Source organism: Micrococcus sp. NPDC078436 (genome assembly GCF_040702705.1).
Taxonomy (GTDB): domain Bacteria; phylum Actinomycetota; class Actinomycetes; order Actinomycetales; family Micrococcaceae; genus Micrococcus.
The window spans coordinates 45565-70011 of the sequence record NZ_JBFBLX010000013.1 but is presented as its reverse complement, the minus strand read 5'-3'; the positions used below and the strand labels follow the sequence as shown (position 1 = coordinate 70011).

The 24447-nt window shown below is 68.9% G+C and carries 19 protein-coding genes; 13 read left to right on the top strand and 6 right to left on the bottom strand.

Annotated elements, in window-relative coordinates:
- The first annotated feature begins 51 nt into the window (after positions 1 to 51).
- The 6 genes from AB0302_RS08515 to AB0302_RS08490 all read left to right on the top strand — a co-directional run bounded on the left by AB0302_RS08515 (position 52) and on the right by AB0302_RS08490 (position 8494).
- A complete protein-coding gene (locus AB0302_RS08515; RefSeq protein WP_248117288.1) occupies positions 52 to 1266 on the top strand; it encodes an acetyl-CoA C-acetyltransferase in 1215 nt (404 codons plus the stop codon).
- 49 nt (positions 1267 to 1315) lie between these two features.
- Positions 1316 to 3544: a 3-hydroxyacyl-CoA dehydrogenase NAD-binding domain-containing protein gene (locus AB0302_RS08510; RefSeq protein WP_366371344.1), complete on the top strand. Its 2229-nt coding sequence runs from the start codon at positions 1316 to 1318 to the stop codon at positions 3542 to 3544.
- Positions 3541 to 4440 (top strand): CoA transferase, encoded by a 900-nt coding sequence (locus AB0302_RS08505; RefSeq protein WP_366371342.1) that lies wholly within the window; start codon positions 3541 to 3543, stop codon positions 4438 to 4440. The genes AB0302_RS08510 and AB0302_RS08505 overlap by 4 nt, the downstream gene beginning before the upstream one ends.
- An 80-nt stretch (positions 4441 to 4520) precedes the next feature.
- Positions 4521 to 5702 (top strand): acyl-CoA dehydrogenase family protein, encoded by a 1182-nt coding sequence (locus AB0302_RS08500; protein WP_366371340.1) that lies wholly within the window; start codon positions 4521 to 4523, stop codon positions 5700 to 5702.
- Positions 5703 to 5735: 33 nt separating this feature from the next.
- A complete protein-coding gene (locus AB0302_RS08495) occupies positions 5736 to 7316 on the top strand; it encodes a long-chain fatty acid--CoA ligase (RefSeq protein WP_366371338.1) in 1581 nt (526 codons plus the stop codon).
- A gap of 83 nt (positions 7317 to 7399) precedes the next feature.
- Entirely contained in the window at positions 7400 to 8494 is a 1095-nt protein-coding gene (locus AB0302_RS08490) for a S66 peptidase family protein (RefSeq protein WP_366371336.1), read from the top strand.
- Here AB0302_RS08490 and AB0302_RS08485 read toward each other — a convergent pair.
- The gene (locus AB0302_RS08485; RefSeq protein ID WP_366371334.1) at positions 8485 to 8673 is read right to left on the bottom strand and encodes a hypothetical protein; all 189 of its coding nucleotides are present in this window, start codon (positions 8671 to 8673) and stop codon (positions 8485 to 8487) included. The two genes, AB0302_RS08490 and AB0302_RS08485, sit on opposite strands and share 10 nt — an antisense overlap.
- 385 nt (positions 8674 to 9058) lie before the next feature.
- Between AB0302_RS08485 and AB0302_RS08480 the strand changes: the two genes are divergently transcribed.
- The 7 genes from AB0302_RS08480 to vsr all read left to right on the top strand — a co-directional run bounded on the left by AB0302_RS08480 (position 9059) and on the right by vsr (position 18124).
- Positions 9059 to 10180, top strand: coding sequence for a DNA cytosine methyltransferase (locus tag AB0302_RS08480; protein ID WP_366371332.1), 1122 nt, complete (start codon positions 9059 to 9061; stop codon positions 10178 to 10180).
- Positions 10181 to 10236: 56 nt separating this feature from the next.
- The gene (locus tag AB0302_RS08475; protein ID WP_366371330.1) at positions 10237 to 12918 is read left to right on the top strand and encodes a Z1 domain-containing protein; all 2682 of its coding nucleotides are present in this window, start codon (positions 10237 to 10239) and stop codon (positions 12916 to 12918) included.
- Positions 12905 to 13891 carry a PD-(D/E)XK motif protein gene (locus AB0302_RS08470; protein ID WP_366371328.1) on the top strand — a complete coding sequence of 329 codons (987 nt, stop codon included), beginning with the start codon at positions 12905 to 12907 and terminating at the stop codon, positions 13889 to 13891. The genes AB0302_RS08475 and AB0302_RS08470 overlap by 14 nt, the downstream gene beginning before the upstream one ends.
- Positions 13892 to 14042: 151 nt before the next feature.
- The gene (locus AB0302_RS08465) at positions 14043 to 15863 is read left to right on the top strand and encodes a hypothetical protein (RefSeq protein WP_366371326.1); all 1821 of its coding nucleotides are present in this window, start codon (positions 14043 to 14045) and stop codon (positions 15861 to 15863) included.
- Entirely contained in the window at positions 15860 to 16777 is a 918-nt protein-coding gene (locus AB0302_RS08460; protein ID WP_366371324.1) for a hypothetical protein, read from the top strand. Before AB0302_RS08465 ends, AB0302_RS08460 begins: the two co-directional genes overlap by 4 nt.
- Before the next feature lie 62 nt (positions 16778 to 16839).
- Entirely contained in the window at positions 16840 to 17670 is an 831-nt protein-coding gene (locus AB0302_RS08455) for a hypothetical protein (RefSeq protein ID WP_366371322.1), read from the top strand.
- Positions 17561 to 18124, top strand: a complete 564-nt coding sequence (gene vsr / locus AB0302_RS08450) for a DNA mismatch endonuclease Vsr (RefSeq protein ID WP_366371320.1) — start codon at positions 17561 to 17563, stop codon at positions 18122 to 18124. The genes AB0302_RS08455 and vsr overlap by 110 nt, the downstream gene beginning before the upstream one ends.
- A gap of 101 nt (positions 18125 to 18225) precedes the next feature.
- Here the strand turns inward: vsr and AB0302_RS08445 are convergent, their stop codons facing one another.
- The 5 genes from AB0302_RS08445 to purB are packed head-to-tail and all read right to left on the bottom strand — an operon-like array spanning position 18226 to position 24447.
- The gene (locus AB0302_RS08445) at positions 18226 to 19764 is read right to left on the bottom strand and encodes a DUF1846 domain-containing protein (RefSeq protein ID WP_366371318.1); all 1539 of its coding nucleotides are present in this window, start codon (positions 19762 to 19764) and stop codon (positions 18226 to 18228) included.
- Between the two features lie 21 nt (positions 19765 to 19785).
- Complete coding sequence (locus AB0302_RS08440) at positions 19786 to 20787, bottom strand: TRIC cation channel family protein (protein WP_366371316.1); 1002 nt, start codon at positions 20785 to 20787, stop codon at positions 19786 to 19788.
- 28 nt (positions 20788 to 20815) lie between these two features.
- Entirely contained in the window at positions 20816 to 21727 is a 912-nt protein-coding gene (locus tag AB0302_RS08435) for a trimeric intracellular cation channel family protein (protein WP_366371314.1), read from the bottom strand.
- A 57-nt stretch (positions 21728 to 21784) separates the two neighbouring features.
- Entirely contained in the window at positions 21785 to 22966 is a 1182-nt protein-coding gene (locus tag AB0302_RS08430) for an ATP-binding protein (RefSeq protein WP_366371312.1), read from the bottom strand.
- Between the two features lie 38 nt (positions 22967 to 23004).
- Complete coding sequence (gene purB / locus AB0302_RS08425; RefSeq protein WP_366371310.1) at positions 23005 to 24447, bottom strand: adenylosuccinate lyase; 1443 nt, start codon at positions 24445 to 24447, stop codon at positions 23005 to 23007.

Genomic DNA, 24447 nt, shown 5'->3' with positions numbered 1-24447 from the left:
GACCCCCCGAACATCCGAACCCACTGACCCCCCACACCGAAGGAGATCCCCGTGACCCGGGACGCCTACCTCTTCGACGCCGTCCGCACCCCCCGCGGACTCGGCAAGCCCACCGGCTCCCTCCACGAGGTCAAGCCGATCGATCTCCTGGGCGGCCTCTTCGACGCGCTCCGCGAGCGCCACCCCGAGTGGGACCCCGCCACCGTCGAGGACGTCGTGCTCGGCGTCGTCAGCCCGGTGGGGGACCAGGGCGCGGACATCGCCCGCGTGGCCGCCCTCAAGGCCGGCATGCCGGAGAACGTGGCCGGCGTGCAGCTCAACCGCTTCTGCGGCTCCGGCCTCGAGGCCGTCAACCAGGCGGCGGCCCGCATCCGCTCCGGCTGGGAGGAGATGCTGATCGCCGGCGGCGTGGAGTCCATGTCCCGCGTCCCCATGGGCTCCGACGGCGGCGCGTGGGCCACGGACCCGGCCACCGCGCTGGCGCTGCACTTCGTGCCGCAGGGCATCTCGGCGGACCTCATCGCCACCCGCCAGGGCTTCACCCGGGAGGACCTGGACCGCTTCGCCGTCCAGAGCCACCACCGCGCCGCCCAGGCGTGGGCCGAGGGCCGCTTCGACAAGTCCGTCATCCCCGTGAAGGACATCAACGGGCTGACCGTCCTGGACCGGGACGAGACCATCCGACCGAACTCCTCGCTCGAGATCCTGGCCGGGCTGAAGCCCTCCTTCGCCGCGATGGGGGAGCAGGCCGGCTTCGACGCCGTCGCGCTCGACCGCTACACGGACGTGGACCAGATCCACCACGTCCACCACCCGGGCAACGCCTCCGGCATCGTGGACGGCGCCGCGCTGACCCTCGTGGGCAGCGAGGAGTCGGGCCGCCGTGCCGGCCTGACGCCGCGCGCCCGCATCGTCTCGGCCGCCGTCGTCGGCTCCGAGCCCACCATCATGCTCACCGGTCCGACGCCGGCCTGCCGCAAGGCCCTCGACGTCGCCGGGATGACCGCGGGCGACATCGACCTCGTGGAGATCAACGAGGCGTTCGCGGCCGTGCCCCTCCAGCTGATGCGGGACCTGGGCTGGAGCGAGGAGCAGACCAACGTCAACGGCGGCGCGATCGCCATGGGCCACCCGCTCGGCGCCACCGGCGCCATGATCCTGGGCACCCTGGTGGACGAGCTCGAGCGCCGCGACCTGCAGACCGGCATCGCCACCCTCTGCATCGGCGCAGGCATGGGCGTCGCCACCATCGTCGAGCGCGTCTGAGCGCCTCCGACCCCGACTTCCGCCCGACGGCAGAGAGAGCACAGCAGCCATGACTGAGAACATGATCACCTGGGACCAGGACGCCGACGGCGTCGTCACCCTGACCATGGATGACCCCAACGCCAAGGTCAACACCATGAACGACCTCTGGCGGGACTCCATGGAGGCCACCGTGGAGCGGCTCGAGCAGGAGCGCGAGTCGATCGCCGGCGTCATCCTCACCAGCGCGAAGAGCACCTTCTTCGCCGGCGGCAACCTGGACCAGCTGGGCCCCACCGGCCCGGACGAGGCCGCGGACGTCTTCGCGATGACCGAGCACGTGAAGTCCGTCCTGCGCCGACTCGAGAAGCTCGGCCGGCCCGTGGTCGCCGCCATCAACGGCGCCGCCCTCGGCGGCGGCCTGGAGATCGCCCTCGCGTGCCACCGCCGCGTGGCCGTGGACGACGCCCGCATCAAGGTGGGCCTGCCCGAGGTCACCCTCGGCCTGCTCCCCGGCGGCGGCGGCATCACGCGCCTCGTGCGGATGCTGGGCCTGGAGAAGGCCCTGATGGACTGGCTGCTCCAGGGCACCCAGTACCGCCCCGCGCAGGCGAAGGAGAAGGGCGTCATCGACGAGCTCGTCTCCTCGCAGGACGAGCTGCTGCCCGCGGCGCGGCGCTGGATCCTCGAGCAGGGGGCCGCGGCGGCGAAGGCCCAGGAGGGCGGCCCGGAGGAGACCGATGAGGCGCTCGGCGCCCCCTCCTACGCCGTCAAGCCGTGGGACCAGAAGGGCTTCCGCCTGCCCGGCGGCTCCCCGCAGCAGCCGGCGATGGCCTCCCGCCTGCCCGCGTTCCCCGCCACGCTGCACAAGACGCTGCACGGCGCGGACCTGCCGGCGCCGAAGGCGATCCTCGCCGCGGCCGTCGAGGGCGCGCAGGTGGACTTCGACACCGCCCTGCGGATCGAGACCCGCTACTTCGTGAGCCTCGTGACCGGCCGGGTCTCCACGGCGATGGTGCAGGCGTTCCACACGGACATGGGCGACATCCGCTCCGGCGCGGCCCTCGGCGAGCGCGCCACGGAGCGCCACACCGTCGGCTCCGTGGCCGTGCTCGGCGCGGGCATGATGGGCGCCGGGATCGCCCACGCCCTCGCCGTCAACGGCATCGAGGTGGTCCTCAAGGACGTCTCGGTGGAGAACGCCGAGCGCGGCAAGTCCCACTGCGCGGACCTGCTGGGCAAGGCCGTGGCCAAGGGCCGGATGGACCAGGCCGCCGCGGACGAGGTGCTGGGCCGCATCCGCACCACGGAGGACTACGCGGACCTCGCCGGCGTGGACGCCGTCATCGAGGCCGTCTTCGAGGACTTCGAGCTCAAGACGGGCGTGTTCGCGGAGGTCGAGAAGGTGGTGGGGAAGGACACGCTGCTGTGCAGCAACACCTCCACCCTCCCGATCACGCTGCTGCAGGAGCCGCGGGAGCGCGCCGCCGACGTCATCGGCCTGCACTTCTTCTCCCCCGTGGACCGCATGCAGCTCGTGGAGATCATCCGTGGCGAGCAGACCTCCCAGGAGGCCGTGGAGCGCGCCTACGACCTGGTCCAGCAGATCCACAAGGTCCCGATCCTCGTGAACGACGGCCGCGGCTTCTACACCTCCCGCGTGTTCGGCACCCTCGTGCTGGAGGCCGCCGCCATGGTGGAGGAGGGCGTGGACCCGCAGCGCGTCGAGCGCGCCGCGCGCCAGGCCGGCTTCCCGGGTGCGCCGCTGGCCATGCTGGACGAGGTCTCGCTGACCCTCACGCAGCACGTGCGCCGAGAGGAGGAGAAGGCCGCCTCGGCCGCCGGCACCGAGCGCGTCGTGCAGCCGGGCGAGCAGATCGTGGACCGCATGGTGGAGGAGTTCGAGCGCCCGGGCCGTGCCCGCGGGGCCGGTTTCTACGAGTACCCGGCCGAGGGCCCCAAGCACCTGTGGCCCGGTCTGCGTGAGCACTTCACCTCGGACGTGGACGTGCCGGAGCAGGATCTCCAGGACCGCTTCCTCTACCGCATGGCGATCGAGACGGCCGGCTGCTTCGAGGACGGCGTCCTGACCGACACCGCGTCCGCGAACATCGGCGGCGTCCTGGGCATCGGCTACCCGCCGCACACCGGCGGCCCGGCCACGTTCATGACCAACCGTGAGAACGGGCTGGCGGACTTCGTGGCGCGCGCGGACGAGCTCGCAGAGGCCTACGGCGAGCGCTTCCGCCCGTCCGAGTGGCTGCGCGCGCGCGCCGCCTCGGGGAAGGGCCTCGTGTGAGCACGCAGGACACCGTCTCGCAGACCGTCGCCGGGGGCGACGCCGTCGCCTCCGGCCCCCTGGCCGGCGTGCGCGTGGTGACGATCGCCCTGAACCTGCCCGGGCCCGTCGCAGCGGCCCGCCTGCAGGAGCTGGGCGCCGACGTCGTCACCGTGCTCCCGCCCGGCGGGGACCCCGTGGCCACGCTGGTGCCCGCCCTCTTCGAGGAGCTGCATCGCGGCCAGCAGGTGCGCACCGCGGACATGAAGTCCCCGGACGGGGCCGCCGAGATGGAGGGGATCCTCGCCGCGGCGGACGTGTTCCTCACGTCCCACCGCTCGGGGGCCCTGCGCCGCCTCGGCCTGGACGCCGACGCCGTCCGCGCCCGTCACCCGCGGATCTGCCAGGTGGACGTCACGGGCTTCGCCGGGGACCGGACGGACGTCCCCGGTCATGACATCAACTACCAGGCCGAGGCGGGCCTGCTGGAGCCGGGGCCGCCGCCTCGGATCCTGGCGGCGGACCTGCACGGGGCCGAGCGCGCCGTCTCCGCGGCCCTGGCCCTCCTGTGGGCCCGCGGCGCGGACGGGGCGGGCGGGCACGCCGTCGTGGCACTGGCCGACGCCGCCCACGCCCTGGCCCTGCCGAACCGTCACCGCATGACGGACCGCCGCAGCCCCCTGGGCGGGGCCTCGCCCCACTACGGCGTGTACCCGGCCGCCGACGGCCATGTGGCCGTCGGCGCGCTCGAGCCGCACTTCGCGGCCGCGCTCCTCGAGGGCCTCGGGCTGGACCCGGACGGGGACGTCCGCGCTCAGATCGCGGGCGCCCTCCTGGAGCACGACGCCGCCCACTGGCAGGCCTGGGGCGAGGAGCGGGGCATCCCGCTGACCGCCCTCGCCGCGGCGACCGCCTGAGCCGCTCATCCGACACCCCGCGCCCACCCCGGCGCTGCGCCCCCTGACGCAGACACCCCCTGATCCCGAGGAGAACCCCCATGACCGCCGCTGACACCCGGAGCCGTCCGCTGATCGACGTCGACGTCCTCGAGTACCACCGCCTCCTGACGCCCGAGCAGCAGGAGAAGCTCGCGGAGATCCGCGCCGCCCTGGCCGAGATCGTCACCCCGCATGTGGCGGAGGCCTGGAGCAAGGACGAGTTCCCGCACGAGATCGCCCGCCGCGTCGGCGAGCTGGGCTACAACCACCTGAACGGCATGACCACCGACCCGCTGTTCCGTGGCTGCCTGATGGCCGAGCTGTCCCGCGCGGACATCTCCCTCAGCGTCTACTTCGCCCTGCACAACGACCTCGTGGGCGCGACCCTGGAGCACCTGGGCTCCGAGGAGCAGAAGCAGAAGTGGCTCCCGGGGCTCTACGCCATGGAGTACACCGGCTGCTTCGGGCTGACCGAGCCGGAGCACGGCTCCGACGTCGCCGGCGGCATGGCGACCACCGCCCGCCGCGAGGGCGACGAGTGGGTGATCAACGGGGCCAAGCGCTGGATCGGCAACGGCACCATGTCCCGGATCGCGATCGTGTGGGCCCGCGACGAGGCGGACGACCAGGTCAAGGGCTTCATCGTGGAGACCGACCGCCCGGGCTACAGCGCCACCAAGATCGAGCACAAGACCGCCGTGAAGATCGTGCAGAACGCGGACATCACCTTCACGGACGTGCGGATCCCGGCGGAGAACAAGCTGGAGAAGGCGAACTCGTTCGCGGACACCAACGTGATCCTCCTCGGCTCCCGCAACGGGCTGGGCTGGCAGGCCGTGGGCGCGCAGCAGGCCGTCCTGGACATCGCCCGGAACTACGCCCTGGAGCGCACGCAGTTCGGCCGTCCGATCGCCGCCCACCAGCTCGTGCAGTCCCTGCTCGTGCAGATCGCCGGCAACCTGGCCGCCACGCTCGGCATGGCCCACCGCGCCGTCCAGCTCGAGGCCGAGGGCGAGGTGTCCATGACCCAGGCCTCCCTGGTGAAGCTCAAGACCTCGCAGATGTGCCGCGAGTCGGCCGCTCTGGGGCGTCAGCTGATGGGCGGCAACGGCATCCTCGCGGACCGCGGTCTCGGCCGCTTCTTCTGCGACGTCGAGGCGATCTTCACGTACGAGGGCACCTACGAGGTCAACTCGCTGATCGTGGGCCGCGGGCTCACCGGCCACTCCGCCTTCCTCTGACCCGACCCGTCCCGACGAGCACCAGGAGCCACCGTGACGACCTCCGACACCCCTGAGACCTCCGCGACCACCCACGGCCGGCCCACCGAGCGCCGGGGCCATGTGGCCGAGCTGCTCTCGGCCACTGTGGCCCGGCAGCCGGATGCCGTGGCGCTGCTGATCGGCGAGGCCCGTATGACCTACCGTGAACTGGACCAGGTCACGGCCGCGACGGCCGGCTGGCTGCGCCACCGCGGGGTGGGCCCGGGGGACCGGGTGGCCGTGCTGCTGCCCAACGTCCCGGCCTTCGTGGCGGTCTACGAGGCGCTCATGCGTCTGGGTGCGGTGATGGTGCCGCTCAACCCGCTGTTCACCGCCCGAGAGCTGGAGTACTTCCTCGAGGACTCCGGGGCGCGCATGCTCTGGGCCATGCCCGGGCTGCCGGCCGTGGACGAGGTGGCCGGGAACGTCGACGTCGAGGTGGTCACCCTGGACCTCGAAGCGGTCGGGCGGGAGTGCGCCGTCGAGGGCATCGCCCCGGTCACGGAGATCACCCCGCGGGACCCCGACGACGACGCCGTCCTGCTCTACACCTCGGGCACCACGGGGCGGCCCAAGGGTGCGCGGCTGACGCACACGAACCTGCGTTCCAACGCGATGGCCACCGCGAGCGACCTCACCCGCCTCGGCCCGGACGACGTGGTGTTCGCGGCGCTGCCGATGTTCCACGTGTTCGGGCTCTCGGTGGTGCTCAACGGCGCGGTGTTCGCCGGCGCCGCCCTGTCCCTCATGCCGCGCTTCGTTCCGGACGGGGCCTTCCAGCAGCTGCAGGACCACGGTGTGACGTTCCTGCCCGGCGTGCCCACCATCCACGGCGCGTTCCTCGCCGTCGCCCGGGCCCGCCGCGAGGCCGGGGCCGAGCCCGCGGACCTCTCCCGCCTGCGCCTGCCCCTCTCCGGCGGGGCGAGCATGCCCGTGGAGACCCTGCGCGCGGCGGAACAGCTCTACGGCGTCCCGGTGTACGAGGGCTATGGGCTGTCCGAGAACGCGGGCGCGTGCTTCTTCAACCCCGTGGACGCGCCGACCCGTCCGGGCACCGTGGGCCGGCCGGTGGACGGCTTCGAGTTCCGGATCGTCGCGATGGACGGCACCGAGGTGCCCGAGGAGGACCTCGAGACCTCCGGTGAGCTGCGCATCCGGGGCGAGGGCATCATGGCCGGCTACTGGGGCCGCCCGGAGGACACGGAGGCGGCGTTCGACGAGGACGGCTGGTTCCGCACCGGGGACATCGCCCGCCGGGACGAGGCCGGGTACGTGATGATCGTGGACCGGCTCAAGGATGTGATCATCCGCGGCGGCATGAACGTGTACCCCCGCGAGGTGGAGGAGGTCCTCTACGAGCACCCGGACGTGGTCGAGGCCGCCGTGGTGGGTGTGCCGGACGAGCGGCTGGGCGAGGAGATCGCCGCCTTCGTCTCGCTGGCCCCGGGCAGCGCCGTCACGGGGGAGGAGCTCCAGGCGTTCGCGGCCGAGCGGCTGGCCCGCTACAAGCAGCCCCGGACGGTGACCATCATGGACGGGCTGCCGAAGAACGCCACGGGCAAGATCCTGCGCCGCGAGCTGCGTCAGGGGTGAGGGGCGCCGGGCGGTCTGGGCGCAGGTCGTCTGGTCTGCGTGAGAGGAGCGACGGACAGATGGCCTCTCGCTACGCTCCCGGTATGACTCAGCCGCTCGTCCACCCGCCCAAGGCCCAGCCGGGCGACAGGATCGCCGTCGTCTCGCCGTCGTTCGCGGCTCCCGGCTTCGCGCCCGCGGTGCACGAGCAGGCGATGCGCCGCCTGGCCGAGGTGACCGGACTGGTGCCGGTCGAGTACCCCACCACCCGGCAGCTCGGGACGAGCGCCGAAGACCGGGCGCGGGACCTGAACGCGGCGTTCGCGGACCCGCAGATCCGGGCGGTGATCGCCACGGTGGGCGGGGAGGACCAGATCACCGTGATCGGACACCTGGACGCGGACGCAGTGCGCACGGACCCCAAGCCGTTCCTCGGCTACAGCGACAACACCAACCTGCACCAGTGGCTGTGGGGCAACGGGGTGGCGAGCTTCTACGGCGGCTCCACCCAGGTGCACCTGGGGCCGGGACCGGCTGTGGATGAGGTGCACGCCGCGTCCCTGCGGGCCGCCCTGCTGACGGGAGGGCGGCTGGAGATCACGGAGCCGGGGGAGTCGGAGGACCATGGCGTCGACTGGCTGGACCCGCGGGCGCTCACCGAATTCGGGACGCGCGAGCCGGTGCCGGGCCCGCACGACGACGGCGCGCGCGGCGTCGGCGCTGGCGCCTCACCGTGGCGCTGGGCCGGGCCGCAGCGCGCGGTGACCGGCCGGACGTGGGGCGGGTGCCTGGAGGTGCTGCCGTGGGTGATGGCGGCCGGCCGCGGGCCTGCGTACATGGCGGTGCTCGAGGGCGGTGTGCTGCTCATCGAGACCAGCGAGGAGCTGCCCTCGGCCGGGGAGGTGCGGCGGCTGCTGCGGGTCCTGGGGGAGGGCGGCGTGCTCGGCGCCGTGGACGCCGTGCTGGCGGCCCGCCCACCGACGAGCTCCTTCGAGGCGCCGCGGGGTGCGGAGGAGCGGGCGCGGCTGCGCGCGGAGCAGGGTGATGTGGTGCTGGAGGAGGTCGGGCGCTACAACCCGGATGCGGTGGTGTGCGTGGGCGTGCCGTTCGGCCACACCCGGCCGCAGTGGGTGCTGCCGCACGGCGGCGTGATGACCGTGGACGGTGTGGATCGGCGGGTGTGGGCGGACTACTCGTGAGGCCAGGGGACGAGGGCCGCATCTCCAAACGACTGCTCGACCAGGGAGCGGAGGTCGTGCGCCAGGCTTAACACGAGCGCCGGATCTGACCTGTAGAGCTGGACAAGGGCGAGGTCCTGCGCGGCCCCCTGCTTGAGACCGTGCTCTCCGCCGGAGTAGTGCCAGATGAGGTTGGACACCTTCATCTTGACGGCATTCGGGTTTCGAAAGTTGTCCGGCAGACTGATTCCTGGATGGAAGGGACCCTGAGCGAGCAGGCGAGACAGGCCGACGACTGCGGGCGTCCCCTTGCTCGGGTTGGTCCACTCCAGGTCGTGAGCAAGCCCGAGGGCGAGCAGAGTCTCCCCCGCGGTCCAGGGCAATGTGGCCATCGTCCTCGTCCTTCCGAAGGCTTCATGAGTTCCGGTCATCCTCTGACACGCGATGTCCCCGTGGAAGAGGCCCAGCGTGCGCCGCCTGTGCACACGGTGCCTTCCAGGCTGCCGAGACGGCAGGATCGCGCTAAGCTGCAGTATGCCGCGTGCGTTCCCACGCAGGTCTGCGGCGGAGAGTGATAGAGGTTGCATGGAAACGTTCAAGATGGGGGAGTTCTTCTCCGGACCTGGAGGCATGGCACTCGGCGCCCACCAGGCAGTCGAGAGGGACCCTGAACTGCGGGACAGGATGTCTCTCCAGCACGCGTGGGCTGTCGACATCGACGAGTCATCCTGTCTTACGTACCGACGCAACATTCCCGGTGCGACGCTGAAGTCTGTCAAGGTCGGTGACGCGCGAGCCGCTGCCGAGGACATCGACTCCTTCGGCGACATTGATGGATTCGCCTTCGGTTTTCCCTGCAACGACTTCAGCCTTGTCGGTGAGCACAAGGGGCTCGAGGGTGATTTCGGCGGCCTCTACAAGACCGGCGTCAGGGTTCTCGAGGCCAAGCGGCCCAAGTGGTTCGTCGCCGAGAACGTGGGCGGCATTCGAAGCGCGAACGGCGGTCGCGCGTTCCAGGTGATTCTGGAGGAGCTCAAGGACGCCGGATATCGGATCACTCCGCACCTCTACCGGTTCGAGCAGTACGGCGTTCCCCAGGCGCGGCATCGCGTTCTCGTCGTGGGGGTTCGCGATGATCTCGACGTCGAGTACGCCGTGCCAGCCCCCACTCACGGACCCGGGACGAGACAGCCCTTCGCGACGTCCGGTGAGGCTGTCGCTGCGCCGATCCCGGCGTCTGTCACCAATAACGAGCGCACCCGTCAGTCGAAACAGGTGGTCGAGCGACTGAAGCTCATCGACCCCGGTGAGAATGCATTCAATGCCAAGCGGATGACCGAGGAGGCACGGCTCAATGTCCGTGGGGCCACCATCAGCCAGATCTACCGACGTCTCGACCCGGCCAAGCCTTCGTACACCGTGACGGGGTCCGGGGGCGGTGGCACCCACGTCTACCACTGGGATGAACCCCGGGCCCTCACCAACCGTGAGCGTGCACGCCTCCAGACATTCCCGGACACCTTCCACTTCGAGGGGAGGAGGGACTCCATCCGGAAACAGGTCGGCATGGCTGTTCCCCCGAGGGGTGCCGCGGCGGTCTTCGGGGCCCTCTTCCGTACACTCCTTGGGATCGACTATGAAAGTATTCCAGCAAGTCTCACTGGTGGTTCAGGGGCCCGTGGGGTGGTTCCCATCCCCGGTCTGTGACCAGAAGAAGAGTCCGCACTCGCGAAATAGGTGTTGATTTGGGCGAATTGGATGACATGAAGAGGGCGCTCGCACGCCAGATTGAAGCGCGCAAGAAGAAGGGCCAGTCCACGGAGGCTGCCGTCCAGGCCCTGCTGGAGTACGCCGACGATGAGATGCGGACGGCGCTTAAGGAGCTCCTTCAGGAGCGGCAGGTGGCCGTCGACACATGGGCTAACACCATCAAGGTCGAGCTCGACGGCGGTGCGACATCTGTGGACGAAGACGGCTTTGGCGGACATCGCAACTGGTACCTGCCGACGGAGGGTCCTCGCTGGTCGTCGCTGCGGCAGAAGATGTCCTCCGCCGGTCTGGCCTCGGCTGTGGAGTCGATCGACCGCTCGTCCGATCAGATCGTCGCACAGCTGGCCGAGCCGCACTCGCATCAGCGCCGCCGTGGGCTAGTCGTCGGAAACGTTCAGTCAGGGAAGACTGCGAATTACGCCGCCGTTTGCACCAAGGCTCTGGACGTCAACTACAGGTTTGTCCTGATCTTCTCCGGCACATACAACAATTTGCGCGCCCAGACGCAGAAGCGCATCAGCAGGGATCTGGGCGTCGACGACAATCCGTCGGGGTGGATCAAGCTCACCACCATCGAGGATGACATGCAGGAGAAGGGCTGGAACAACGCCGCGGCGACAGTGTCCAGTCTCGGGGCCGATCGCAAGATGATCGCTGTGATGAAGAAGGAGACCTCTCGTCTGGACTACCTGCTGAAATTCCTCGACCAGCTAGATGAGAAGACGCTCGGGGACACCCCGATCCTTATCGTCGACGACGAGTCTGACCAGGCGACGCCGGACAGTTCGAATGACCCGGAAGACAACCCGTCTGAGATTAACAAGAAGATGCGCCGCATCTGGTCGAAGATCAAGAACGGGACGTATGTGGGATATACGGCGACTCCATTCGCGAACGTCTTCATGAATCCGGAGGATGCCGGCGATCCCGCGGATCCTGACGGCGGTCGGCTCGAGAGCCTCTATCCGAAAGACTTCATTCATGTCATGCCGACCCCGAAGAACTACTTCGGTGCGGAGGCGCTCTTCGGCATGACCGGAGGTTTCATCGATGGCGAGTCCTCTGACGGGCTCGACGTGATCCGCCGCATTCCCTCCGACGAACTGTCAGAGCTGACCCCGCAGCGTCAGAAGGACGCTGCCGACTTCGTGCCGGTCGTTACCCACTCCCTTGGCCAGGCGATTCGCTGGTTCATCGTGGCGTGTGCCATTCGCCGCCTCCGGGGTCAGAGGGAAAAGCACTCCTCCATGCTGGTCCACACCACCCAGAACGTGGAGCCGCACTTCGCCATGCGCGATGTGATCGAGAAGTTCCTGGAGCCAATGAAGACCAATGCCCGTGACGGCGACGTGTCTGAGTTCCGGAGCATCTTCGACGAGGAGGAGAGCCGTGTCGCGGAGCTCTACACGGGAGATGCCCCAGCCCCTGAGTGGTCCCAGGTGGCTGAAGAGATCCGTGCTGTGCTGCGCCTGATCGATGTCGTGGTCGACAACGGGAGTGAGGACGCGAACAGGCGTCTGCGCTATGACGACGCTAGGCCGGTACCAGTGATCGTGATCGGTGGCGGCACGCTGTCCCGTGGCCTCACTCTGGAGGGCCTGTTCGTCTCCTTCTTCACCCGTAGCTCCAAGGCCTACGACACCCTCCTGCAGATGGGCCGCTGGTTCGGATACCGGCCGGGTTATGAAGACCTCCAGCGCATCTGGCTCGCCGAGGGGCTGGAGTCGGACTACCAGTTCTTGGCTCAGGTGGAGTCCGAGCTCCGCGCTGAGATCACTCGCATGGCGAGTGAGGGGCAGACTCCGGAGGCAATCGGTATCAAGATTCGCAGGCACCCCGGACGGCTTGAGATCACGGGGGCTGCCAAGATGAAGCATGCCCATCAAGTCGAGTACACGTACCAGGGCCACGCCATCCAGACGACGATGTTCGACTTCTCGAAGGTGGACGCTCAGGTCGGGAACGTCCGTGCCGCGGAATCGCTGATTCAGCGTCTCGGGGATCAGGAAGTCGTGAAGTCCACTGGGGCTGCTCATCGAGTCTTCACCGACGTCGAGTTCGAGACGGTGAAGGGATTCTTCAAGGAGTTCTCGATCCACGAGGACCACGACAAGACGCATCGTCGTGCCCTCGGCTGGGCCCAAAAGAAGCTTCCGAATAAGAAGTGGCGCGTCGTCGTTGCCAGCGGCAATGGGAACCCCCTGTCCGACGCCTCGCCGCTGGGCGTTCGAACAGTCCATCGCTCTCCACTCGCGGACCCAGAAGGCCAGAGCATCAACATCCGTGCCCTCATGTCGGCGCAAGATCGCGTCCTTGACCTCAAGGCCATGGGCACGGCCGGAATCGGCGATGTGAAGTCTGAGCCGCAGCAAAACACGGCTCGCCGCAGGCCCGTGGCCGAGGGCGGGGCCGATGGCGAGGGGCTACTCGTGCTGTACCCCATCTCGACCAGCTCTCCGGTGAGCTCGCGGGCCGCCGGCGGGCGGCTGCCGATGGCCGAAGTGCTCCAGAAGATCGACTCCAGCATCCCGGATACGCCCGGCTTGAATGCCATCATCGGTTACGCTCTCGTCCTGCCCTCAGACACCACGGGCGCACTGGACAACGACGGAGACTTCTTAAGCGTGCTTGTTCCCGGCACTCCGGTCGAGGCGGGCCCAGATGGCGATTCGTGAGGCGTTTGCTCGGGCCGAGAAGGAGCCCAGTGCGTGGAGTGCCCTTGAGTACCAGGTGGTGCAAGTCGAGGGGCGTGCGTCGAGTCAGAGGATCTGGACCGGGCGGACGTCCTCGGGGCTCCTCACCGCCTTCTTTGAGTCGGGGGACCATCAGCTGCTCGACATCGATGTCAGCCAGGTCGTCCACCTGGCCTCCGCTACTATCTCCAACGAACATGGGGAGAGCTTGCGGGCAGTGCAGGTGCAGTGCCTCGACTCACGCCTGGACGAGGTGTTTCACTCCTTCCTCGAGGATGTGGTTGAGGCCGTGGACGCCGGTCAGCCGGTGCTAAACGCTCTTGCGGGGACCGCTAACGAGTGGCGTCGACTGCTGAGCGTGGCCCGTAAGGGCATCTCGGAGGCGTCAGTGAGGGGACTGCATGGGGAGCTCTGCATCCTGCGTGACATGGTCGAGGCAGTGGGCCCGCGGGCGCTGGAAATGTGGGCAGGGCCTGAAGGGGAACGGCACGACTTCGTTGGTCCCCAGCTGAGCATCGAGGTGAAGACAGCATCCCTCCAAAACCGTCAGTCGGTGACCATCCATGGTCTTCGCCAGCTGGACCCCTCCGAGGGCAACGCTCTGCACCTGGCCGTGATAGAGATCGAGCCGCACCCTCAGGGTCAGACGATCTTGGATCTCGTCGAGCAACTCATCGACGCCGGCGTCTCGGAGTCCGCGTTGCGTGCGAAGCTCGCATCGGCCGGCTACGTAGTCGGTATGCCTGGGTCGCACGGGCATCGATTGAAGCTGGTCGGCCAGAAGTTCTGGGAGATTCGGCCGGACACCCCGGTGTTGCGCCGTTCTGCCCTCCACGAGGCGACGGTCAACGCTGTGTCAGACCTCCGATACTCGCTCGACCTCAGCGCACTCGGCGACGATTTCAAGACGTCTTTCGACTACTGCCTCTTCGCAGATGGAAGTGCACATGAGTAATCCTCAGGTCAGGCTCAAGCGATATTCTAAGCCGCGCGGGGCCGGTGATCAGACGAGCGGCGGCCTAGGGAAGCTCCTCCATACTCACGGTGAGCTCAGCAAGGTCGACATTCTCGTCCGAGAGACCCTGCAGAACTCGTGGGATGCGGCGATGGACGACTGGTACCCGGCCTACGGTGTCCGCATCCGGGAGGCGGGGAATGAACTAGTTCGCACTCTGCGGGATGACGTGTTCACCGGCCTGGGGACTGAACTTCGGGCCCTGGAGGAGAGCCTCCAGACCGACGCTCTCCACGTTGTTGAGATCTTCGATCGAGGAACAACCGGTCTCAATGGCCCGGTGAGCCCTGATGTCGCAGCTCCGGAGGGTGAACCCAACAACTTCAACGCCTTCGTTTTTGACATCGGCACGACGAAGTCACGAGGTCATGCTGGAGGGACTTTTGGATTCGGCAAGACAGCGACGTTCGAGGTATCGGGCGCCCACTCGGTCGTCTACTGGACGCGCTGTGATCGGGGTGACGGCGTGCTAGAGGACCGTCTGATCGCCTCCGCGCTGCACGATGCGTTCGAGGTCGAAGGGAAGCGCTTCACCGGTGCTCACTGGTGGGGTAGCCCCGACGTTGAGGAGATCGAACCGTTGCGAGGCGACGCGGCCAGGCGCCTTGGAGAGCGACTTTTCGACACACATTTCGGCGAGGACGAGACGGGGACGTCCATCCTGGTGATCGACCCAACGGTGATGTTGCCGGACGACAACGGCATCCCCGCACTCGCGCACGTGCGCAACGAGCAGATGGGCAAAGAGCTCGGCCGCCAGATGCTTTCGGCGCTCCTCACGAGCGCCTGGCCGAAGCTCGTCCCCTATGCGGACGGTAACGCGCCGATGATCGTCGAGTTCGAGGTCTACGGAGAGCCGCACGACGTGGAGCGTCTCGTCGAGGAGCGCTATCGGGTGTTCGCGCACGGCCTGTCTTCCATCCGCGGAAAGCAGCTGGGGGAGGAAGCATGCACCCCATGGGATCGTCCGGAGTTGATCCGCAAGGAGGTGACGCAGGACATCCGCCTGAGCCCCAAGTACACCGAGGAGCACCCGAAGAAGGCTTACTTTGGCGACCGTGACGATCGGATTGCTGGCCATCTGTTCATGGCCAGGGCCCTACGAGACCTAACGGTGGAGGGGGCCCAGGGGCGACGCCTTAACAGCCTTTGCCTCATGCGCTCCGGTGCGGAGCTGGTAGTTGACTATGACGATCTCGGCCTGGATCCCGAGGATGCGCTTGAATGGTACGCCGTCTTCAAGCCGACGCCCGAGTGCGATGTCCACTTCGCGGCGTCCGAGCCGTCGACCCATGATGCGTGGAACGACGCCGCAGTAGCCCATCCGCCATCGGCGTATGTAGTTGGTCATGTCAAGCGCCAGGTTCGCGCGCAGGTGCGGAGCTTCGTGAAGGGCCAGCAGAGGAAGACGGCGGAGGAGTCGTTGTCGGCTCGCCAGCTGTCACGCGCTCTCGGCGCATTCGTTCCCGTCGCAGGCGCTCCGGATGTCGCCGGAGAGTTCAGCTCTCCCGGCCAGCAGGCAACGAACGCCGACGAGAGCACGAACGGTGGGGCTCGGTCCGCCGGCACCGCCGGGGAGACCCCTCCGTCCGGACGTACGACAGGCCGTGTCCTGGTGTTGTCCGTCCTCTCCAGCGAGCTCCAAGAACACGGTGCCTGGGCGGTCAGCTTCGAGATACATGGCGATCCTGGCCGCACAGGGAAGGTGCGGGCGACGGTTCGCGCCATGACCTCAGAGGGGGACATCCAGCTGGCTGACAACGAGGTCGACGTCCGCTGGTCGTTGTCCGGAGCGGAGACCACGGGGCCGTCGGTGCTAGTGACCGCAGGCGCCCGCGGTCAGGTCGTCGTCCGGCCCACCATAGATGCGTCGATCAAGCTCGAACTGGACGTCAGCGAGGAGGCTTCATGACCAGCCTGGTCCTGCACAGATATCCGCGTCTGCCGGAGTCCAGCATCAAGTGGTTCCAGTGGTCGGCCGAGGTCGACGGCAACATCTGCGCGCTCAAGGACGTGTCGGAGCACTGGGACTCGAACTCGCGGCTCACCTTCCACATCGACGTCTCGCTAGAGGGAAGGGCCCTGGAGACCCTCGGGGACGTGGCGTCGGCGGAGATGGTGGTTGCCGCGCGATGCAAGGCGACTGCGCGCAACGAGAGCGCTCGCGCCGAGCTGCGCCGCAACGGCGACAGATTCGTGGGGCGAGGCATGGTGACCCTGGACGGCTCCAGCGTCGCGACTCGCCTTGACCTCGAGGCATCGATCGTCATGCCGATGCAGGGCCACCTGTGGCTCACCGACCGGATCATCGCCCAGGCAAGGCCGCAGAAGGTCGGCCTGGGCCAGGACCAGGGGGGCTTCCCCACGAGCGTGGTTTCATTCCGTGCTGAGGGATGGGCGCCGGCGCCCTGGCGCTTCGAGGTGGTGCCGATCGATCTCGACGATCCGTTCCAGACCTCGGTCCGGCTCTTCGTGAACGAGGACTATCCGCAGGCCGTCCAGTTGCTCGACGGCACGGCTCCGCGATCTACGGTCCAGCTACTTCAGATGGACATTGCACGCCAGCTCGTGGCGGCAACGAGCCGACTCGTCGCGCGCTCGGCGGAGGGCGTCTCTCAGTCTGGACTGGCCTCCACCACCGCAAGCCCACTCGTCGACGACCTCGCAACAGAGCACCCTGAGTCGATCGTGGCGGCGGCACGGAAGGCCGCGGAGCGTTACTTCCACACCTCGTTGCGCGAGACCTGCCGGCTGTATCGGGAAATGCCGGAGCAATTCGAGTTCAAGCTGATGTCCGGCGCGGGGATCCTGAAGGGAGAGGCATGAGCCACAGGAGACTGCTCCCGCGTCTCGACTTGTCCAGCGCGAACAAGGCGCGGCGGGCCCTCATGGACCAGACCGATGAGCTCGTCTTTGAGCCGGCAGACCTGGACGCCGCCCTGTCGAGGCCAGGCGTGTTTCCGCCCACGGGCGGAAGCCCCAGCACTGTGGATGACCTGCTGGTGTTGCGTCAGACCTGTCTGGACGCAGTGGAGAGAGTCGAGGAGTCGTCGCCATCGTTTGGCAACGACTTCGACCTCGCCCTCGGGCGGGTCCTGTTCGATGCGTCACAGGGCCGCGTCGGCGAGTTCGGCGATGCGGCAGTGTGGGACTTCCTCACCCTGGTTCTGTTGCCCGACCTCGTCCTCCCGCGCATCACCCATGTTGGCCGTCCCAGCGCCGCGAGCTTCAAGGCGCGTCTGACAGGCGGCAACCGGCGCCACGTCCTCCAGCGACTCTGGCGACGCTGGGCTGTGTTCGGTGCCGAGATCGTCGAGTCGCAGGGGCTGACTGAGGACGATCACGTTGCCCTGCTGGAGCGTGACATCACCTCGCAGCGCCCGGTCCTCGCGAGGCTCGTCGCGGAGCGGATCGTCCGGAGCGAGTTCGAGGCAGGCGAGAGGCGGCTCTACACCCGAAACTTCATGCGTCGTCTCCAGGCCGCCTCGGGCTTCCTCGTGTTCACCGATGAGAGGGAGTCAGTGCTTGTGGCCATCGTGGAGCACATCGACAGCGAGACCAAGGCCGCCATGTCAGCGCGGCGGGACCAAGGGACTGATGTTGTGTCCGATGCTGTGTCGATCGCACCCGAGCCGGTGGGGACGGAACCGGTGGCGGCTCCTAGCCCGACGGCTCGGAGGCGGCCGCTGTCATTGCGGCAGTTCCTTTCGGGGCGGTGATAGGTCTGTCCGCGTGAGACAGTCTTGGGCCTCCTCGGCCGGTGCTCGGGCGACAATGCGTGGCAATCGCTCTCGCGACACCCAGCCCGAGCTCGCCGTCCGACGGCTCGTCCATGCCGCCGGCCTCCGCTACCGGGTGAACGCGAAGCCAGAGAAGGACCTGCGCCGCACCGCGGACATCCTGTTCCGGCCCGCTCGTGTGGTCGTGCTCATCGACGGCTGCTACTGGCACGGCTGTCCGGAGCACTACATCGCTCCGAAGGCCAACGGCGGCTACTGGTCGGACAAGGTCGCTACCAATCGCACTCGTGACGCGGAGACCACCCGAGTACTGACCGAGCGAGGATGGCTCGTCCTCCGCTTCTGGGAGCACGAGGACCCGGCCGTCGTCGCAGAGCGCGTCGTCGCCGTCGTCAACGAACGGAGGCCCCGGCGCACCGCCGGGGCCTCCTGAGCGGGCCGCGACCCACGCGCGGCCCGCTCCCACTTCTCGAACGAAAACGCCTCGAGGTCGCCCGTTTCGTCAACGAAAGCGACCGCCCGAACCGTCCTGCCTCACCGCTTCCGGTACAGCCCCTTCTTCTGGAACTTCGGCTCGCTCGTCACGAGCATCCCCAGGGACCGGAAGATGCCCTCGTCCACGGAGCCGAGGATCGTCGTCGTGTGCACGTCGCAGCCCTCGAGGCTCGCCAGCTGCTCGACGGCTGCCTTCGCGTTCTCGTCGGTCGCCGCGGACACGGACAGCGCGATCAGCACCTCGTCCGTGTGCAGCCGCGGGTTCTTGGAGCCCAGGTGCACGGTCTTGAGCGTCTGGATCGGCTCGATCGAGGCGGGGGAGAGCAGGTGCACGTCGTCCTCGATGCCGGCCAGCACCTTGAGGGCGTTGAGCAGCACCGCGGCGGAGCAGCCCAGCAGCTCCGAAGTCTTGCCGGTCACCAGGGTGCCGTCCGCCAGCTGCACGGCCGCGCCGGGCTCGCCGGTGCGCTCGGCCACCAGCTGCGCGGCACCCACCACCGGGCGGTCCTCCGAGCTCAGACCGAGCTTGGACATCACCAGGGCCACACGCTCGGACTCGGTGTCGTCCGCGCCCTCCAGGGCTTCGTTGACCTGAGCCTTGTAGTAGCGCCGGATGATCTCCTGCTTCGCGGCCTCCTGGCACACCTCGTCGTCCACGATCGCCGCGCCGGCCATGTTCACGCCCATGTCCGTGGGGGACTTGTACGGGGTGGTGCCCGTGACCTTCTCCAGCAGCGCGGAGAGCAGCGGGAACACCTCGACGTCGCGGTTGTAGGAGGTGACGCGCTCGCCGTACTCGGCCAGGTGGAACGGGTCGATCAGGTTGATGTCGTCCAGGTCCACGGTGGCGGCCTCGTAAGCGGCGTTCACCGGGTGCTCGAGCGGCAGGTTCCAGATGGGGAACGTCTCGAACTTCGCGTAGCCGGCCGGGATGCCCCGCTGCCGGTCGTGGTACACCTGGCTCAGGCACGTCGCCAGCTTGCCGGAGCCCGGGCCGGGGGCCGTCACGACGACGAGGTCCCGCGTGGTCTCGGACCACTCGTTGGCGCCGAAGCCCTGCTCGGAGACGATCTTCGACGTCGCGTGCGGGTAGCCGGGGATCACGCGGTGGCGGGCCACCTTCAGGCCAAGGCGCTCGAGCTTCTCGAGGAACGCCAGCGCACGGTGGTTGGCGTCCTCCAGCTGCGTGACCACCACGTGCTCCACCAGGAACCCGCGCTCCCGGAACACGTCCACGAGGCGCAGGACGTCGTCCTCATACGTGATGCCCAGGTCCGCGCGGACCTTGTTCCGCTCGAGGTCCTTGGCGTTGAAGCACACCAGGATCTCGGTCTCGTCCTTGATGCGGTCCAGCATCGCGATCTTGTTGTCCGGGGTGAAGCCGGGCAGGACGCGGGAGGCGTGCAGGTCGTCGAAGAGCTTGCCGCCCATCTCCAGGTACAGCTTCCCGCCGATCTGGCGGCGGCGCTCCTGGATGTGCTGGGACTGGAGCTCGATGTACGTCGCGCGGTCGAATCCGACGGGGCGGGAGGTCTGCGTGGGGGCCATGGTGGGGACGCTGTCAGCGGTGCCGGTCATGGACCTCCAGCATAGACCGTCTCACCGGCCGGCGTCGTCCCGGTCCGCGTCCGCGCCCTCGGCCGAGCCGGTGTCCACCACCCAGTCGTCGTCCGGGTCGTCGTAGGACCGGGTGCGGCCGGTGCGCAGGTCCGTGACGTCCATGATGCCGGTCTCCGGGTGGTAACGAACGGACTGGCGGGCCGCCTCGTCCACCACCGTGATGGCCTGGGTGTCCGGGTCCCAGTCCTCCACACGCACCTGGCCCTCGTACTCCTCGGCGGGGCCGAAGGCCGCCCGCGGCCCCCGCTCCCGGGCGCGGGCCGCGCGTCGGACGGCCGCCTTCTGCGCCTGCTCCGCGAGGCGGCGCAGGCGGTCCAGTCGGTCCTTGTCCTGGCTGACGTCCGCGCCGGGCAGGCGCCATTGGTAGCGGTACGCGAGCATGCGCACCGTGAAGACCAGGAGCGCGATCAGGAAGCCCGTGAACGCGTTCAGGGCACCGCGCTGCGCCACGAGCTCCGCCGCGGCCGCCCCCACCACGGCGGGCATCACGTACACGCCGCGGGGGTCGAAGATGGACGGCACCTCGTTGGCCACGATGTCCCGCAGCACCCCGCCGCCGAGGGCGCCCACGGTGGCCACCACCACCACGGACACCGGGTGCACGCCCATCGCGTGGGCGATCATCACGCCGGAGACCGTGAACAGGGCCAGGCCCGCCGCGTCGAACAGCGTGATGGTCAGGTTCAGGCGGTTCGGGTGGATCACTTTGACGTACACCAGCAGGGACACCAGCACGGGCGGGGCCAGGTAGATCGGGTCCTGCAGCGATGCCGGCAGGCCTCGGTCCAGGAGGATGTCCCGGGTGATGCCGCCGCCCAGGCCCGCCAACAGGGCCAACGCCACGGAGCCCACCAGGTCGAAGTCCTTGCGCGCGGCCAGCAGCGCCCCGGAGACCGCGAAGAAGAACACCCCCACCAGGTCCAGGACGGTCAGCAGCCAGGGGACGTCGGCCAGCTCGGCGAACAGCTGCTGCAGGTCCACGGCGGCTCCTTTCCAGGGGGAGGGGGAATCAGTGGCGGTAGGCGCCGTCGTCGCCCTCGACGGCGCGGTCCATGGCGCTCTCCTCGACCTGCGGGGTGGGCGTGGTGGGCTCCTGGCCGCTCTCGCGCGGCGGGTCGGCGGGGCTGCCCTGGTCCCGGACGTCCGGCACGGGCGGGGCGCCGTCCGGGTCCATGCGCTGGCGCTGGGTCTCCCCGGTGATCTCCGCGCCCGGGGCCATCCACTCCTCGCGCAGGGAGACCGCGCGCAGCGTCAGGACCACGAGCATCACCGCGAGCATCGTGTAGATGCTCAGCCACTCGGCCTGGCCCAGCGCGGAGGTGGCGGCGGCGCCGATCAGCGCAGGCACGGCGTACCAGCCGCGCCCGCCGAACACGGCCGGAGGCTCGCCCGCCACCACGTCGCGCAGCAGGCCGCCGCCCACCGCCGTGACGAGCCCGAGCACCGCGGCCGAGACGGGGGAGAGGCCCCCGAGCAGCGCGATCCGGGTGCCGACCACGCAGTACACGGCCAGGCCCACCGCGTCCACGAGCATCACGGCGTTCTTGCCGCGCTCGCCGTCGAAGACCTTGAAGAACACGGCCAGGGACGCCAGCACGGGCAGGATGAGATACCACGGGTTGCGGAAGGCGGACGGGACGTCCTGGTTGACGATCAGGTCGCGGATCACGCCGCCACCGGTGCCCACCATGAGCGCCAGCAGTAGCGAGCCGACGATGTCGTACCCCTTCCGGACGGCCAGGATGGCGCCGGAGATCGCGAAGAAGAACACGCCCACCAGGTCCACCGCCGTGACGATCTGGGTGACGGCCTGGGCCACCTGGCCGGTCTCGTCGACGGCGGAGGGCAGGTCGCGCTGGAGCTCTTCCGGGTTCTTGGGGGACGTGGTCAGCAGCCAGGCGGCGAGGGAGGAGGTCAGCATGGGGTCACGGTAGCGGGGACGCTCCAGTGGTGTCCCCGCAGCCCGGGTCGGCACCTTTCATGTCAGGGGTGGCGGGTAGGCGCTCCAGTCGTCGTCCGGAGCCGACGCCGGGCCCCTGTCGGTCAGAGAGCGGATGTAGGCGCCGAGGTAGGGAAGGGCGAAGCGGAGGTACCCGTATCCGTCCGGCTGCACGTAGCCGCTGTCGATGAGTCGGTTCCGATACTGATTCACATACTGGCTGTAGGAGCCGAGGCGCGCGGTGATGTCGCCGATGCGGGATCGCTCCTCGTCGACAGCCATGGCGCGGAGGAACTCCTGATCCTTGGCGGAGAGGTCGTTGAAGACCTTCGACAGCACACGGTCCATCACCGCCTGCAGCCCCCGGTCGCGGGCTGCCTCGGCGGCGGACAGGTCGATCCGGGGATGGGCCGGGCGGTGTCGCCACGCGTAGTCGCCCAGCAGCTGGACGAGGTAGGGGTAGCCCTGGGCCGCGGCGATCAGCATCTCCAGGGCTTCTGCGGTGAACTCCCGGCCGCCGAGGCGTGCCGTCTCCGCGAGGACGTGGCGGGTCTCCCTCGGGGAAAGTCGGTGGAAGTCGGCGGTCCGGGAGCGGCGGAGAAAGGTCGTGTGCTCCTGTCGTACGAGCTCATCGAGGTCGACCTTGATGCCGGCGAAAGCCACCACGATGTCCGCTCCGCGGCTGATTGCATGGGAGACCTCCCGTGCGACGGCGCTGACCTCTCGTAGGCGCGTCTTGCCCGAGGAGACCTCGTCGATCGTGATGAGGATTCCGCGCACCCCGGCATGTCGGGCAACGGTCACCAGATCATTGCGCATGAGGGGACGAGAGGGACGCTCTGTGACCTCCCACGCGGCGGAGAAGTGCCAGAGCCCCAGTTCCTTGAGCTCACGTTTGGTCTGCCGGGGCAGGGAGTTCACGACGTCTGGCAACGTGCTCTCCAGCAGCCTGCGTTGGAGGCCCGCGCTGGCATCCTCGCTGATCACGAGCCAACCGGCATCCCGGGCGAGGTCTTCGATCCGCTGCAGCATGGAGGTCTTTCCGGCGCCCCTCAGTCCGGACAGGAGGACGGACTGGTTCTCGCCGAAGTCATGGTCTTGGAAGACTCTGCCCATGTCGCGGAGCAGGTCTTCGTGGCCGCCGAACACGAGTGGGCGACGCCCGTACCCCGGCGTGAAGGGGCTGTTCGGCTGGGCCGGGCCGGGCACGGGATAGCGCATGCTCACATCGTATTTGTTCTTTTTGTTCGGCCGGCCCGTCAGCGCCTGCCGAACTCGGCGGCCAGCTCGGCCGCGATGCCTGTGTACGAGGCCGGCGTGAGCGCCAGCAGGCGGGCCCCGGCGTCGTCGGACAGGCCGAGGCCGGCCACGAACTCCCGCATGCGCTCCCCGTCCACGCGCTGGCCACGGGTGAGCTCCTTGAGGCGCTCGTACGGGTTGTCCATGCCCGCGACGCCGGCGATCGCCTCGGCGCGCATCACGGTCTGGATCGCCTCGCCGAGGACCTCCCAGTTGTGGTCCAGGTCGTCGGCGAGCACCGGCTCGGCCACCTGCAGCTGGCCCATGCCCTTCGTGACGTTGCTCAGCGCGAGCACCGAGTGGCCCAGGGCCACGCCGATGTTGCGCTGCGACGTGGAGTCGGTGAGGTCGCGCTGCCAGCGGGACTCCACCAGCGTGGCGCCCAGGGAGTCCAGCAGCGCGCAGGAGAGCTCGAGGTTGGCCTCGGCGTTCTCGAACCGGATCGGGTTCACCTTGTGCGGCATCGTGGAGGAGCCGGTCGCGCCGGCCACCGGGATCTGCGCGAAGTAGCCGATCGAGATGTAGGACCACACGTCCACGCAGAAGCCGTGCAGGATCCGATTGAAGCGGGCGACGTCCGCGTACAGCTCCGCCTGCCAGTCGTGTGACTCGATCTGGGTGGTCAGCGGGTTCCAGGTGAGGCCGAGGTGCTCCACGAAGGACCGGGAGAGGGCCGGCCAGTCCGCGTCCGGGGCGGCGGCGAGGTGGGCGGCGTAGGTGCCGGTGGCGCCGTTGATCTTGCCGAGGTAGGGCTGGGACTCGACGCGCGCGATCTGGCGGCCCAGGCGATGGACGAACACGGCCATCTCCTTGCCGAGCGTGGTCGGCGTGGCCGGCTGGCCGTGCGTGCGGGAGAGCATCGGGGTCTCGGCGGCGCGGGCGGCCATCGCGGAGATCGTGGCCACGGCGGCGCGGGCGGCCGGCAGCCAGACCTGCTCGACGGCGTCGCGCACGCCCACCGCGTAGGCCAGGTTGTTGATGTCCTCGGAGGTGCACGCGAAGTGCACGAGCGGCTTCAGGTGCGCCAGGCCGAGGCCCTCGAGGCGGGCGGCGATGAAGTACTCGACCGCCTTGACGTCGTGCACGGTGACGCGCTCGGTCTCGGCGAGCTCGGCCACGGAGTCCGCGTCGAAGTCCGTGACGATCGCGCGCAGGCCGGCCTTCTGCTCGTCCGTGAGGGGCTCGAGGCCCGGCAGCACGGAGCGCTCGGCCAGGTGGAGGAACCACTCCACCTCCACGTGCACGCGGTTGCGGTTGAGCGCGGCCTCGGAGAGGTGCTCCACGAGCGGCTCCACCGCCGCGCGGTAGCGGCCGTCCAGGGGGCCGAGGGCGATGCCGGCCTCGGCGAGGGAACGGCGGTGGGCGGTGGACGCGGGCGCGGTGGCGGAGGGCTGCGAGGTCAT

Bases quoted from the DNA above. Each gene is read 5' to 3' on its own strand.
- vsr (WP_366371320.1), top strand. From the start codon at position 17,561: ATGCTGTGTCGATCGCACCCGAGCCGGTGGGGACGGAACCGGTGGCGG.
- AB0302_RS08480 (WP_366371332.1), top strand. From the start codon at position 9,059: ATGGAAACGTTCAAGATGGGGGAGTTCTTCTCCGGACCTGGAGGCATG.
- AB0302_RS08465 (WP_366371326.1), top strand. From the start codon at position 14,043: ATGGACGACTGGTACCCGGCCTACGGTGTCCGCATCCGGGAGGCGGGG.
- AB0302_RS08460 (WP_366371324.1), top strand. From the start codon at position 15,860: ATGACCAGCCTGGTCCTGCACAGATATCCGCGTCTGCCGGAGTCCAGC.
- AB0302_RS08455 (WP_366371322.1), top strand. From the start codon at position 16,840: ATGGACCAGACCGATGAGCTCGTCTTTGAGCCGGCAGACCTGGACGCC.
- purB (WP_366371310.1), bottom strand. From the start codon at position 24,447: ATGACCTCGCAGCCCTCCGCCACCGCGCCCGCGTCCACCGCCCACCGC.
- AB0302_RS08500 (WP_366371340.1), top strand. From the start codon at position 4,521: ATGACCGCCGCTGACACCCGGAGCCGTCCGCTGATCGACGTCGACGTC.
- AB0302_RS08490 (WP_366371336.1), top strand. From the start codon at position 7,400: ATGACTCAGCCGCTCGTCCACCCGCCCAAGGCCCAGCCGGGCGACAGG.
- AB0302_RS08470 (WP_366371328.1), top strand. From the start codon at position 12,905: ATGGCGATTCGTGAGGCGTTTGCTCGGGCCGAGAAGGAGCCCAGTGCG.
- AB0302_RS08435 (WP_366371314.1), bottom strand. From the start codon at position 21,727: ATGCTGACCTCCTCCCTCGCCGCCTGGCTGCTGACCACGTCCCCCAAG.
- AB0302_RS08475 (WP_366371330.1), top strand. From the start codon at position 10,237: ATGAAGAGGGCGCTCGCACGCCAGATTGAAGCGCGCAAGAAGAAGGGC.
- AB0302_RS08510 (WP_366371344.1), top strand. From the start codon at position 1,316: ATGACTGAGAACATGATCACCTGGGACCAGGACGCCGACGGCGTCGTC.
- AB0302_RS08430 (WP_366371312.1), bottom strand. From the start codon at position 22,966: ATGCGCTATCCCGTGCCCGGCCCGGCCCAGCCGAACAGCCCCTTCACG.
- AB0302_RS08445 (WP_366371318.1), bottom strand. From the start codon at position 19,764: ATGACCGGCACCGCTGACAGCGTCCCCACCATGGCCCCCACGCAGACC.